At 67.6% G+C, this 12,758-nt stretch carries 11 protein-coding genes; 6 read left to right on the top strand and 5 right to left on the bottom strand.

Going from position 1 to position 12,758, the window contains the following annotated elements; all coding sequences use genetic code 11:
• Positions 1–228: 228 nt before the first annotated feature.
• Together PSS76_RS01330 and PSS76_RS01335 are read left to right on the top strand one after the other, a co-directional pair.
• Complete coding sequence (locus PSS76_RS01330) at positions 229–1,797, top strand: exosortase/archaeosortase family protein (protein WP_064076005.1); 1,569 nt, start codon at positions 229–231, stop codon at positions 1,795–1,797.
• Entirely contained in the window at positions 1,794–3,308 is a 1,515-nt protein-coding gene (locus tag PSS76_RS01335; protein WP_337455762.1) for a glycosyltransferase, read from the top strand. The genes PSS76_RS01330 and PSS76_RS01335 overlap by 4 nt, the downstream gene beginning before the upstream one ends.
• A 75-nt stretch (positions 3,309–3,383) precedes the next feature.
• Here the strand turns inward: PSS76_RS01335 and PSS76_RS01340 are convergent, their stop codons facing one another.
• The 5 genes from PSS76_RS01340 to PSS76_RS01360 all read right to left on the bottom strand — a co-directional run bounded on the left by PSS76_RS01340 (position 3,384) and on the right by PSS76_RS01360 (position 8,352).
• On the bottom strand, positions 3,384–4,439 hold the full coding sequence (locus PSS76_RS01340; RefSeq protein WP_044991518.1) for a cellulase family glycosylhydrolase: 1,056 nt from the start codon (positions 4,437–4,439) through the stop codon (positions 3,384–3,386).
• Between the two features lie 157 nt (positions 4,440–4,596).
• A complete protein-coding gene (locus PSS76_RS01345; RefSeq protein WP_013417655.1) occupies positions 4,597–5,328 on the bottom strand; it encodes an amino acid ABC transporter ATP-binding protein in 732 nt (243 codons plus the stop codon).
• A gap of 3 nt (positions 5,329–5,331) precedes the next feature.
• On the bottom strand, positions 5,332–7,128 hold the full coding sequence (locus PSS76_RS01350; protein ID WP_013417654.1) for an ABC transporter substrate-binding protein/permease: 1,797 nt from the start codon (positions 7,126–7,128) through the stop codon (positions 5,332–5,334).
• A gap of 12 nt (positions 7,129–7,140) precedes the next feature.
• On the bottom strand, positions 7,141–7,935 hold the full coding sequence (locus PSS76_RS01355; protein ID WP_306255763.1) for an LLM class F420-dependent oxidoreductase: 795 nt from the start codon (positions 7,933–7,935) through the stop codon (positions 7,141–7,143).
• A 177-nt stretch (positions 7,936–8,112) separates the two neighbouring features.
• Positions 8,113–8,352, bottom strand: a complete 240-nt coding sequence (locus PSS76_RS01360; RefSeq protein ID WP_041674489.1) for a hypothetical protein — start codon at positions 8,350–8,352, stop codon at positions 8,113–8,115.
• Positions 8,353–8,430: 78 nt separating this feature from the next.
• Between PSS76_RS01360 and PSS76_RS01365 the strand changes: the two genes are divergently transcribed.
• The 4 genes from PSS76_RS01365 (at position 8,431) to PSS76_RS01380 (ending at position 12,649) form a co-directional block, all read left to right on the top strand.
• The gene (locus PSS76_RS01365) at positions 8,431–8,910 is read left to right on the top strand and encodes a nitroreductase family deazaflavin-dependent oxidoreductase (RefSeq protein WP_337455764.1); all 480 of its coding nucleotides are present in this window, start codon (positions 8,431–8,433) and stop codon (positions 8,908–8,910) included.
• A gap of 101 nt (positions 8,911–9,011) precedes the next feature.
• Positions 9,012–10,094, top strand: a complete 1,083-nt coding sequence (locus PSS76_RS01370) for an ABC transporter ATP-binding protein (RefSeq protein ID WP_337455766.1) — start codon at positions 9,012–9,014, stop codon at positions 10,092–10,094.
• Between the two features lie 146 nt (positions 10,095–10,240).
• Positions 10,241–11,524: an ABC transporter substrate-binding protein gene (locus PSS76_RS01375; protein ID WP_005516718.1), complete on the top strand. Its 1,284-nt coding sequence runs from the start codon at positions 10,241–10,243 to the stop codon at positions 11,522–11,524.
• 33 nt (positions 11,525–11,557) lie between these two features.
• Positions 11,558–12,649, top strand: a complete 1,092-nt coding sequence (locus PSS76_RS01380) for a carbohydrate ABC transporter permease (protein WP_337455767.1) — start codon at positions 11,558–11,560, stop codon at positions 12,647–12,649.
• The last annotated feature ends 109 nt before the right edge of the window (positions 12,650–12,758 follow it).

Consider the following 12,758-nt stretch of genomic DNA (forward strand, 5'->3'; position numbering starts at 1 on the left):
TCAATCACGGGTTTGTACCAAACGCTGGTTCAAAAGTTGAAGTTTCATCGGTGTGATTCGGAGAGGTTGGTCACGGAGCGACACCTGTCACTTCGTGTAACACTCCGATCGCTGCCGTGATGAGTCAAGATGGAAGTGCAAACGGTCCGGTGTAGACCGCGTCGCTCGACGATTGCGAAATAGTCTCGACTGCACATGTGTTCGAGCGAGCGGGGAGGAAAAACCACGATGACGCATGCCACCCCGGGCATCGAAACCTCCCCCGTGGGCGACGGCGAGGAGGCCCAGGCCGCCGCCGCTGCGCCGGCGACCGCGGGCGGGAAGTCCTCGGCACCGGCACCGTTCACCGGCACGTCGATCTTGTTGCGGTGGCTGCTCATCGGTGGTTGCTCGCTCGCCGCGTTCTGGCCCTCGGTGGTCCGGACCGTCGACGACCTTCGTGGCGGCGACTTCCTCGGCTACATCCTGGTGATGCCGTTCCTGGCCGCCGTGGCGGCGATCGGCATCGCCCGACGCCGCGTCGGCGAATTACCCATTCACGACCGGCAGATCGACAGCCTCGTCGGCGGGATGGCCCTGCTGGTCTCCGTTGCGGTCCAGTGGCTGCTGCTACCCCGATACGCCGAGCAGTTCAGCGTCCTGCGCATCGATCTGCTGTCGTGGTTGCTGTTCGTCGTGGGCGCTGCGGTGCTGCTGTTCGGGCTGCGACCGGTAGGCCGGTTCTGGCCCGTGTGGCTGATGCTTCTGCTCATCGCTCCCCTCCCCTACCGGATGGTCGTGGTGATGCTGGGCGGCCAGTCGCAGCACGTGAGCGTCGTCCTGACTGCGTTCGCGGCGGCCGCCACCGGAATCGCTGTGGGCAGGACGCGGCGACGCGGCATCGTGGGCGCCGTCGCCACGATCGCCGTGGGCGTCGCCGTGTTGGCCTTCATCTGGTTCGTCTTCCCCGACGTGCCCCGGCTGGTCGTGCAATTCGTGCCCGCCGGTGTCGCGGCCGTGACGGTCGGAATCGGCATGTACCTGCAGTACGGGTACTACTTCACGGACCGGCGTGCCGCCTATTCCGTGGCGCCGCAGCGCCCCACCGCCGTGCGCACCGGCCTGGTCCGCTCCGGCCTGGTCGTCGTCGCGGTCGCCTTCGTGCTCTCCCTCATCCCGCTGCCCGATCCCCCGGCCACCGTCGTCGCCGACGGTCCGTCGACGCCCGGCACGGGCCTGGTCGTGCCGTCGGGATGGACGCAGGAGGACGTCGAGGATTTCGACTGGGCCAACCGCTTCTTCGGGCGCCGCGCCACGCTCGTGCGGCAGACGATCGTCGCCGACGAGGGGAACCCGGACTGGGATTCGAAGGCACGGCCGCGGCGCGTCGTCATCGACACTCTCGACACGCACCGCCCCGCGACGCTCACCGTGTACCCCACCGACACGCTCTACCGCCTCAGGGACGCCCGCCGCAGCCCCACCGTGCCGGTGGACCTCGGTCACGGCGTGCAGGGCGAGTTCTCGACGATCGTCGACGAGGAGGCGCTGCTCACGTGGAGCCTGCTGTCGTTCACGTGGACGCGAGACGACATCAGCCAGCGGGTCAACCTGGTGACCGTCGACGATCATCGCCCGGACGCGATCTTCCCGCGGCCGACGCCCTCGATGGCGTCCGATGTCACCAACACGTTCAACGTCCTGATCCGCGGCAACGCGGTCACCGTGGACGACAACTCCGAGTACAAGGATCGCGACATGCTCGCCGTCGTCGGAACGCAGCTCGTCGACGCCCAGTGGAAGGCGGACGAGGCATGAGCGCCGACCGTTCGGCCGCCGTCGCCGACGAGTTCAAGGCCGCGGCGTTGAACGACGCCGTCGACGGCCTGCGGGAGCGGCATCCGCTCGCGTCGGCCGCGGTCGCGTTCGTGCCGTGGCAGCGCAACCTGGCGCTCGCGGTGGCGGCGCTGGTCGTGGGCTGCGCGGTGTTCTTCCCGATCGGCACCTTCACGGTGCTGATCGCGGTGTGCACGCTCGCGTACGTCGCCACCATGATCGACCGTCTGATCATCTTCGCCCGCGGGCTCGACCGGGAGGCCATCGTCACTGTCTCCGACGAGGACGCCCGGGCGATTCCGGACGACGAACTGCCCTCCTACACGATCCTCGTGCCCGCGTACGACGAGACCGAGGTGATCTACGACCTCGTCGCGGGCATGACCGCGCTCGAATACCCGCGCGAGAAGTTGCAGGTGCTGCTGCTGCTCGAGGAGGACGACCACGGCACCGTGGAGGCCGCGAAGGACGCGATCTCCGTGCCGGGCGGCGAGATCGTGACGGTGATCCTGGTGCCCGCCGCGCAGCCGCGCACCAAACCCAAGGCGTGCAACTACGGCCTGCATTTCGCGACCGGTGAGATCGTCACCATCTACGACGCCGAGGACAAGCCCGATCCGCTGCAGTTGCGCCGGGTCGTCGCCGCGTTCGCGCGTCAGCCCGACGACGTGGCCTGCGTACAGGCCAAGCTCGCCTACGACAACGGCCGCCAGAACCTGCTCACCGGCTGGTTCACCGCCGAATACGCGGTGTGGTTCAACTTCCTGCTGCCCGGGCTGATGAAGACCAGGTCGCCGATCCCGTTGGGCGGCACGTCCAATCATCTGCAGCGGTGGGTGCTCGACGAGATCGGTGCGTGGGATCCGCACAACGTGACCGAGGACGCCGACCTGGGCGTGCGGATCGCGGCGTCGGGCTACTCGACGGCGGTGTTGGACTCGACGACGATCGAGGAGGCCAACAGCGATCCGATCAACTGGATCCGGCAGCGATCCCGTTGGTACAAGGGGTATCTGCAGTCGTGGCTGGTGCACACCCGCAGGCCGCTCGAGGCGTGGCGTTCACTCGGTGCGCTCAGCTTCATCCGGTTCACCCTGTTGCTGGCCGGGACGCCGATCATCGCGTGCCTCAACCTGGTGTTCTGGTTCATCACGTTCACGTGGCTGCTCGGCCAGCCGCTGATCGTGGCCGACGTGTTCCCGCCGTACATCTACTACGGTGCGCTGGTCTCGCTGGTGTTCGGCAACGCCGCCGCGATCTACATGAACATCGTCGGCTGCCGCGAGACCGGGAACTCGCACCTGCTGCTCGCGTGCGTCACCGTCCCGATCTACTGGCTCATGATGAGCATCGCCGCCGCCAAGGGCTGCTGGCAGCTGCTGCGCAATCCGTCCTACTGGGAGAAGACCTTCCACGGTCTGGGAACACCCTCTCCCCAGTCCCCGGCCGCCCCCCAGTCCCCGGCCGCCCCCCAGTCCCCGGCCGCCCCCTGACCGCGTTTTGCGCACTTGTCGCAGATTTCCGGCGTCCGCCGGCGCGACAAGTGCGCAAAACGCGGGGGTAAGGGATCAGCCGTAGGTGTTGAATCCGGCCATCAACGGGAACAGCGGGTCGTCGTACCCGATGTCCATGGTGCAGTCGTTCGGACGCGGGTCCGGGACGAACGCCCACAGCAGCGCGCCGGCGGTACCGGCCGCGCGCTGACCGGTGATCTTCTGACCGATGCTCGACGCGCGTGCGGACAGCGTCTTGCACGACCCCGCGTTCTCGCCGATCTCTGCCACCAGCAACGGCTTTCCGGCGGCCTCGGCCTGATCGATCCGACGGGCCAGACCGTTCCACTGGTCACCCGGCAGCGGGATGCCGTCGGCGCCGTAGTCGTGGTACTGCACGAAGTCGACGTTGTCGGATTCGGTGACGAACTGGTAGTCGTCGCCGCCGGTACCGCACTGGCCGCCTCCGATCAGGCCCGCGGTGACCAGGTGCTTCGGCGCGATCGTCTTGATCTCGGCGCCCGCCTCCTCCATGAAGTCGCGGAGCACCTGCGCGGCATCGGTGGGGCAGGTGCGCACCCACCAGTCGCAGTTCCCGTTCACGCACTCGCCCGGATCCGGTTCGCCGACCAGCTCCCAAGCCGCTACGGACGGAGAATCCTTCCAGCGGTTCACCGCGGTCTGCACCCAGTCCTCGAAGCTGAGCCGGGTGCCGTTCTCGTCGTCGGTCTTCCAGCCGCCCACGTACCACGAGCGGTCCTTGAACTTCTCGCTCTCGCACGCGCCGTCCTGAGCGGACAACACGGGAATGATCATCTGATCGGTGCGCTCCGCCTCCGCGAACACCGCGTCCATGGCGGTGAAGTCCAGTTCACCGGTGAACTTGTTGATCGCGAGTTCCTGGAAGGCGTTGAATCGCGTGAGCGAATGCGGCGGCAGGGAGTCGAAGTACTCGGGCAGATCGACCATCCCGCCGCAACCACGGTTGATGCCCCAGTTCGTGGACAGCTGGTAGGCGTTGAAGCCTGCCGGCCACCACTTCTCGCCGTCGAGGTACAGGCCGTCCGACGCGGCCTCGACACGCCCCTGCGCCTGGGCTTGCGGGGCCAGGCCCGCGCCGCAACTGGCCATCGTCACCACCGACAGCACCGCTACCAGCAACCATCTCAATCTCGGTGTCGTTTTCAGAACTGCCTCGCTTCGTCAACGCGTGGCCGCGGGATGGATCGATTGCCTCTCCCCGACTCCCCGGCGATCCACGGCGTATGGGACCCATCCGCGCCACACTCTAGAGAACTTCCGACAGAAACGCCTGGAGACGTGGGGTTTCCGGATGGTCGAACATTTGGTCGGGGATCCCGGACTCGACCACGACGCCGCGATCCATGAACAGCACCGTGTCCGACACCGACCGCGCGAAGCCCATCTCGTGGGTCACCACCACCATGGTCATGCCCGTGGCCGCCAGGTCCGCCATGAGCGCCAGCACTCCCTTGACCAGTTCCGGATCGAGCGCCGACGTCGCCTCGTCGAAGAACATCACCTGGGGTTGCATCGCCAACGCCCGGGCGATCGCGACCCGCTGCTGCTGCCCGCCGGACAGGTTGCCCGGACGCGAGTCGGCCTTGTGCGCCAGCCCCACCAACTCCAACTGTTCCACCGCCAGCTGTCGGGCCGCGTCCTTCGACAGCTTCTTCAGTTTGCGCGGGCCGAGCGCGATGTTGTCGGCGACGGTGCGGTGCGGGAACAGGTTGAAATGCTGGAACACCATGCCGATCCGCTGCCGCAGCTGATCCGGGTTGTCCGCGAGCACGGAGCGGCCGTCGAGCAGGATGTCGCCCGCGTCCGGCTCGTGCAGCCGGTTGAGCACGCGCAGCAGCGTCGACTTCCCGGATCCCGACGGCCCGATCACCGTGACGGTCTTGCCGGCGTCGACGTGCAGGTCCACGCCCCGCAGCACCTTGTTGGCCCCGAACGCCAGGTGCAGCCCGGTACCGGTGAGGGAGACGGAATCGTCCACGCGTCAGCCCCTTTCCACGACGATCGCCTGCTCGAGGTCGTCGAGCGTGCCGGAGGTGTCGGCGCGACCGGTGCGCAGCCGACGGTCGATGTAGTTCACCAGGTGGGTGAGCGGAATCGTCAGCGCCAGGTAGAACAGGCCGGCAGCGACGAGCGGCGACAGGTTGCCGGTCTGCGCGTTGAGGTCCCGGCCCACCGCGAACAGTTCCCGCTGCGTCACCAGCAGTCCCAGGAAATAGATCAGCGACGAATCCTTGATGAGCGAGATGAACTGGTTCATCAGCGCCGGCAGCACCCGTCGCACGCCCTGCGGGATCACCACCAGCGCCATCGACCGGCGGTACGAGAAGCCCAGGGCGCGGGCCGCTTCCATCTGCCCCGGCTCCACACTCTGGATGCCGGACCGGAAGATCTCCCCGATGTACGCCGCCGCCAGCAGCGACAGCGCGGCGGCGCCCAGCCAGTACGGGTTGCTGCCGGTGAGGCCCTTCACGACCGGGCCGACGCCCAGACCGACCAACAGGATGATCACCACCGCTGGCAGGCCACGGAAGATGTCCGTGTAGACCCGGGCGGGCCAGCGCAGCCAGCGGGTGCGGGAGATGCCGGCCACCGCCAGCAGCATGCCGATCGCGGTGCCGACGATGCCCGACGACAATGCCAGGATCAGGGTGTTCGGCAGACCGGTGCGCAGCAGATCCGGGAACGCGCGCTTGTACAGCTCCCAGTCGAAGAACGTCTCGCCCAGCTGCTGCAACGTCGACTTGGGTTGCGCGGTGGACGGTTCGGTAGTCGAAGCGTTCTGCGCGGCGATGGCCGCGAAGTCCGGCAGTTGCGGTTCGGGCGCGGCCTTGCTGCCCGGTTTCCAGCCCGCGGGTAGTTCCCGCGGCACCCAGTCCGAGTACAGCCGGGACCACGTGCCGTCGGCGATCACGGCGTCGAGACCCGAGTTGAGGGCGTCGATCAGCGGCTGGCGGTCCTTCGCCACCGCCCAGCCGACGTAGTTGTTGAGGCTGAACGTGTTCTGCACGATCGACGCCGGATCACCCGGCGCGATCGCGCCCTGCGCCTGCTGAGACGGCGCCACCCACGCGTCGATCTGGCCGGTCTTCAGGTTCGCGTACGCGGTGTTGTAGTCCGGGAACTTCACCGGGTCCAGGCCCAGGGTGTTCACGACGTAGTCGTCCTGCACGGTGCCCTGCACGACACCGATGCGCACCGACGACGTCAGGTCCGGGAAACCCTTGATCGCGCTCCCGTTCGGCACCACCAGCGCGAAGTAGCCGAAGTCGTAGCCGTTGGTGAAGCCGACCAGGTCGCGTCGGGCGTCGGTGGTGGTGATCGACGACGAGCCGACGTCGAACCGGTGTCCCGCCACCTGCGCGAGCAGTCCCGCGAAGTCCGTTCCGACGAACTCGACCTGCAGACCCAGCTTCGCCGCCACCGCCCGCAGCAGTTCGTTGTCGAATCCGGTGAAGACGTTCTGCGAGTTGACGCAGATGCTGGGCGGTGCATCGGACAGGGTGCCGACCGTCAGCTTCCCGGGTTCGGCCAGGTTCAGCTTCGACGCGTCGACGTCGGCGAGCGGCAGCGTGTCCGGGGTCGTGTACTTGTCCTCGGCAGAGGTCGCGGCCGCGGAGTCCAGGTTGCCGGGTAGTGCGGTGGCACTCTCGACGCCGGGCGGGGCGCACAGGTCACCCGACGTGGCATCGCCGCCCGACGAGCACGCGGTGAGCGCGAGCAGCAACCCGGCGAGCACCACCGCCACCGCCCGGGCGCGGGAGATGGCGGCGGCGGTCATCGAATTCTCGGTCTACGCGAGGCCGGACAGCTGCGGCGGGGTGTGCTCGTCGCGCCAGGCGACGGCCTCACGGAGGGCGGTGAGGTCGTAGTCCGGTCCGCTCGCGTTCACCGTGAACAGCGTGACGCCGGCGTCGACGTACGCCGCGGCCTTGTCGACCCCGTGCCACCACGTCGACCGTTCGATCTCGTGCGGATCACGCTGTACGTCGCCGCAGTGCTCACCGAGGATCGCCGACTTGCGGACGAATTCGTCCCGATCGCCGAAGCCGTGCCAGATGTCGGCGTACTCGGCCACCAGCCGCAGCGTCTTCTTCTCGCCACTGCCACCGATCATGAGCGGAATGTCCCGGGTCGGTGCCGGATTGAGCTTGCCGAGCCGAGAGGTGATGCGCGGCAAGTACTCCCCCAGCAGCTTGATACGAGAACCCGGAGTGCCGAACTCGTAGCCGTAGGCGTCGTAATCCTTCTCGAACCAGCCGGCGCCGATGCCGAGGATCAGACGTCCGCCGCTGATGTGGTCGACGGTGCGGGCCATGTCGGCCAGCAGGTCCGGATTGCGGTAGCCGGCGCAGCTCACCAGCGCGCCGATCTCGACCCGCTCGGTCTGCTCGGCCCACGCCCCGAGCATGGTCCAGCACTCGAAGTGCGCACCCTCCTGATCGCCGTACAGGGGATAGAAGTGATCCCAGTTGAAGACGACGTCGGCGCAGGCGTCCTCGGCGCGCAATACGGCGTCGCGGATCATGCCGTAATCGGGGGCGTGCTGAGGCTGTAGCTGGATGCCGATACGCACGGGACGGGTCATGGGAACTCCTTCGCGGCGAGACTGCATCTCACGGTAGACCCAGGGTCGTGGCACTGCACGATGTTGGCCGCCGCACGGCCACGAGTGCAGGGGCGATTGTGGTGATGACGCTGATCCGATTCCCGCGTGGTCGGGCCGGAAGCGGCGTCCGGCAACACTTTCCGGCAGAACTTCCGGTCAAAGATCGTGATTCGCGGCGAGCCACTGCTCGACGCCGCGGAATCCGGGGGTGTCGAACGAGATGCCGCGCCTGTCGATTTCGGCGACCGCCACAACCAGCAACGCTTCGAGGCGTTCGATCTCCCTGGACATCTCGACCACCGACTGCAGCAACAAGGTTTCGGGGAGAGCGTTCCCCGCGCCGGTCGGCGGCACGGTGACCGCGACGCCCGCATTGTTCAGTTCCCCCGGTTTCATGACCCGAGCATAGTTCGAACTGATGTTCGAGTCAATCGATCGGGCGCGAGGGTGAATCGTGTGGAGCACACTGGACACATGCGGAACACGCAGCGCCCCAGCCCGCCCACCGGCGTCAAGCGGCGGTTGCTCCGCGCGCCCGTCACGCTGTACCGATGGCACCTCGGCGGCCTGCTCGGGCACCGGTTCCTGCTCCTGGAGCACGTCGGACGCCGCAGCGGCAAGACCCGCCAGGTGGTGCTCGAGGTGGTCGATCACGACGACGCCTCCGACAGTTGGGTCGTCGCGGCGGGCTATGGAACGGCGTCGGACTGGTACCGGAACCTGACCGCGCATCCCTGCGCCCGGGTACGGGGCCGCCGCAGATCCGAGGTGGAGGCCGACTTCCTGGGCACCGAGGAGGGCGGCGACCTCATGGCGTACTACGGCAGCGTGCACCCCAGGATCGGCGTCCGCCTGTGCAAGAGCATGGGCTTCGACGTCGACGGCACCCCGGAGGATTTCCGTGAGGCGGGCCGTCACATCCACTTCGTCAGGTTGCGTCCCGTACGCGCTTGATGGTTCCGGGCACTTCGGACGCCTATGCTGTGGCCCGCACACCCGTGCACCCTGACTCGGATCGTCCGGCACGTTCCTGCCGGTGAAGGGATCGTTCCACCATGGCTTCGGTGACGTTCGACAAGACCACGTGCCTGTTCCCGGGCGCGACGACCCCCGCGGTCGACAAGCTGGACCTGCATATCGAGGACGGCGAGTTCCTCGTGCTCGTCGGCCCGTCGGGCTGCGGCAAATCCACGTCGCTGCGCATGCTCGCGGGCCTCGAGGAGGTGTACGACGGGCGCATCCTCATCGGCGACCGCGACGTCACCGGCCAGGAGCCCAAGGAGCGCGACATCGCGATGGTCTTCCAGAACTACGCGCTGTACCCGCACATGTCGGTGGCGGAGAACATGGGCTTCGCGCTCAAGCTCGCCAAGACGCCCAAGGACGAGATCAAGCGCCGCGTGCAGGAGGCGGCCAAGATGCTCGACCTCGAGCCGTACCTCGATCGCAAGCCCAAGGCATTGTCCGGCGGCCAGCGGCAGCGCGTCGCGATGGGCCGCGCGATCGTCCGCAGCCCGCAGGTGTTCCTCATGGACGAGCCGCTGTCGAACCTCGACGCCAAGCTCCGGGTGCAGACCCGCACCCAGATCGCGCAGCTGCAGCGCCGGCTCGGCACCACCACCGTCTACGTCACGCACGACCAGGTCGAGGCCATGACGATGGGCGACCGGGTCGCGGTCCTCAAGGACGGCGTCCTGCAGCAGTGCGCGCCGCCGCGCGAGCTCTACGCCCGCCCGGTCAACCGGTTCGTCGCCGGGTTCATGGGCTCGCCGTCGATGAACATGCTGACCCTGCCGGTCACCGACGGCGGTATCGCGCTCGGCGACGCGGTGATTCCGGTTTCCCGTGAAACCATCGCCGAGATTCCGGAGGGGCAGGTCGTGCTCGGCATCCGTCCCGAGCATCTCGAACCGGCGCCCGGGGAGCCCGGTATCTCGCTGGACGTCGACGTCGTCGAGGAGCTGGGTTCCGACGCCTACGTGTACGGACGCACCGGTGTCGGTGGCGCCGGCGAGCACCAGCTGGTCGCGCGCACCGACTGGCGCAACCCGCCGCGACGCGGCGAGCGGGTGAACCTGCACGTCGACCCGTCCGAGGTGCATCTGTTCTCGGTGACCGACGGCCGCCGGATCGGGTGAACTCGACCGGTCCAGTCCGGGGGTAATGCCCGAAACCAGCCGTCTTTCATGCCAGAGTAGGCGGCGACATATGCCTCGACACGGGTGTTGCGCACGATCGCGGTGCAGCTGAACGGTGTCGGATACGTCTATCGGAAAGGTGGACCATGCGTTCTTTCAACACGCGCTCGCGGGTTGCTATCGCGGCCTCGGCGGTCGCGATGCTGGCACTCGCCGGCTGCTCGAGCGACGACAGTGGCAGCGCCAGCGCTGGCGACGCCGTCAACCAGAACCTCGACGGCCGCGGTGCGATCTCGTTCGCGATGGGCAAGAACGACACCGACAAGCTGCAGCCGGTGATCGACAAGTGGAACGCGGCTCACCCGGACGAGAAGGTGTCCCTCAAGGAGCTGCCGGGCGAGGCCGACGACCAGCGCAACAAGCTCGAGCAGTCGCTGCAGGCCGGCAACGCCGACTACGACGTCATGGCCCTCGACGTCGTGTGGACCGCGGGCTTCGCCGCGAACGGCTGGCTGCAGCCGCTCGAGGGTGGACTCGCGATCGACACCGCGCCGCTGCTGCCCGCGACCGTCGAGTCCGCGACCTACCGCGGCACGCTGTACGCGGCCCCGCAGAACACCAATGCGCAGCTGCTGTACTACCGCACCGACCTCATGCCGACGGCTCCCGCGGACTGGAAGGCGCTCACCGACAGCTGCCAGATCGCCAAGGACAAGGGCGTTCAGGACTGCATGGTCACCCAGCTCAAGCAGTACGAGGGTCTGACCGCCAACACCACGCAGTTCATCAACTCGTGGGGCGGCTCGGTCGTCGGCGCCGACGGCAGTACCCCCGAGGTCACGTCGCCGGAGGCCAAGGCCGGCATGCAGGCCATGGTCGACGCCTACCAGGCCGGCCAGATCGCCAAGCGTTCGACGGGCTTCACCGAGGAGGAGACCGCGCTCGCCTTCGTCGGTGGCGAGTCGATGTACGCCTACAACTGGCCGTACATGTGGGACAACGCCCAGAAGGACGGCTCGAAGGTGAAGGGCAACGTCGCCGTCGCCCCGATCGTCGGCCCGAACGGCGCCGGCGCATCGACCGTCGGTGGCTACAACAACGGCATCAACGTCTTCTCGAAGAACAAGGCGACCGCGCGTGACTTCATCGCGTTCGTCCAGAACGACGAGAACCAGATGTCGTTCGCGGACGCGGCCTTCCCGCCGGTCCTGAAGTCGGTGTACGACGACGCGGCCCTGCAGGCGAAGTACCCGTACCTGCCGGCGCTGAAGGCTGCTCTCGAGTCGGCGAAGCCGCGCCCGGTCACGCCGTACTACACCGCGATCTCGAAGGCCATCCAGGACAACGCGAGCGCGGCCCTCAACGGCAAGGTGACGGTCGATCAGGCGGCGACCGACATGGCCTCGGCCATCACCAACGCGGCCAAGTAGTCACCGCACACACGAGAGATCAGGTAACGCACGATGGCTGACTCTGCTGAGCTGAGGCGAGCAGACGAGGCCCGCGCCGTGGTCAGGGTCGACGATCCCGACCACGGCGGTCGCGCTTCCGGGCCCGAGCCCGGGACGGCGCGCACGGGTCACGACGACGAACCGCGGGTGGTTGCTGCGCGCAAGAAGCGCGACTTCCGCCCGATCTGGCTGATCGCCCCGACGATGGTGATCCTGGCCGTCGTCATCGTGTATCCGGTGTTGCGCGCCGTCTACCTGTCCTTCCAGGCGAACAAGGGCATCGATCCCGACACCGGCCGCTTCACCGAGGGCGGGTTCGCCGGATTCAAGCACTACCTGCAGTGGCTGGTGCAGGACTGCGGCGGCGGCGCGGGAACGTGTCCGCCCGGCACCCTCGCGCACGACTTCTGGTCCGCTGCGGGTGTCACGATCTTCTTCGCCGTCGTCACGGTCGCGATCGAGGTGCTCCTCGGTCTGTGGATGGCGACGGTGATGGGCAAGACCTTCTGGGGCCGGTCCCTGCTCCGCGCGAGCGTGCTGATCCCGTGGGCGATCCCGACGGCGGTCACCGCGAAGCTGTGGTTCTTCATCTTCGCCGAGAACGGCATCGCCAACAAGATGCTCGGCACCTCGATCGCGTGGACCACCGACCCGTGGGCGTCCCGGTTCGCGGTCATCATCGCGGACGTGTGGAAGACGACGCCGTTCATGGCTCTGCTCATCCTCGCGGGCCTGCAGATGATTCCGCAGGACGTCTACGAGGCGGCCAAGGTCGACGGTGCCAGCGCGTGGCAGCGGTTCACCCGGATCACGTTGCCGCTGGTGAAGCCGGCTCTCATGGTCGCGGTACTTTTCCGCACCCTCGACGTGCTGCGGATGTACGACCTGCCCGCCATCCTGTCCGGCACCTCCGGCGCGACGCCGAACACGACGCTGTCGATCCTGGTGATGGCCGACATCCGGCAGGGCAACTTCCAGAGCGCGTCGGCGTTGTCGACATTGATCTTCCTGCTGATCTTCGCGGTCGCGTTCGTGATGGTGAAGTTCCTCGGCGCCAATGCCGTGCGCACCCAGGACGAGCAGCGGAAGGGAGCTGATCGCTGATGGGCCGCCACCGCAAGCCCGACGAACTCGACGACCCCGCGACGACGCCCACGTCGTCGGTGCCGACGGCGACGGCCGTCGCTCCCCAGCCGGAGCCGGAGGCCGTCCC

The sequence above is a fragment of the Prescottella sp. D32 genome (genome assembly GCF_037287305.1).
Classification (GTDB): domain Bacteria; phylum Actinomycetota; class Actinomycetes; order Mycobacteriales; family Mycobacteriaceae; genus Prescottella; species Prescottella equi.

Bases quoted from the DNA above. Each gene is read 5' to 3' on its own strand.
- PSS76_RS01330 (WP_064076005.1), top strand. From the start codon at position 229: ATGACGCATGCCACCCCGGGCATCGAAACCTCCCCCGTGGGCGACGGC.
- PSS76_RS01335 (WP_337455762.1), top strand. From the start codon at position 1,794: ATGAGCGCCGACCGTTCGGCCGCCGTCGCCGACGAGTTCAAGGCCGCG.
- PSS76_RS01340 (WP_044991518.1), bottom strand. From the start codon at position 4,439: ATGGCCAGTTGCGGCGCGGGCCTGGCCCCGCAAGCCCAGGCGCAGGGG.
- PSS76_RS01350 (WP_013417654.1), bottom strand. From the start codon at position 7,128: ATGACCGCCGCCGCCATCTCCCGCGCCCGGGCGGTGGCGGTGGTGCTC.
- PSS76_RS01355 (WP_306255763.1), bottom strand. From the start codon at position 7,935: ATGACCCGTCCCGTGCGTATCGGCATCCAGCTACAGCCTCAGCACGCC.
- PSS76_RS01360 (WP_041674489.1), bottom strand. From the start codon at position 8,352: ATGAAACCGGGGGAACTGAACAATGCGGGCGTCGCGGTCACCGTGCCG.
- PSS76_RS01365 (WP_337455764.1), top strand. From the start codon at position 8,431: ATGCGGAACACGCAGCGCCCCAGCCCGCCCACCGGCGTCAAGCGGCGG.
- PSS76_RS01370 (WP_337455766.1), top strand. From the start codon at position 9,012: ATGGCTTCGGTGACGTTCGACAAGACCACGTGCCTGTTCCCGGGCGCG.
- PSS76_RS01375 (WP_005516718.1), top strand. From the start codon at position 10,241: ATGCGTTCTTTCAACACGCGCTCGCGGGTTGCTATCGCGGCCTCGGCG.
- PSS76_RS01380 (WP_337455767.1), top strand. From the start codon at position 11,558: ATGGCTGACTCTGCTGAGCTGAGGCGAGCAGACGAGGCCCGCGCCGTG.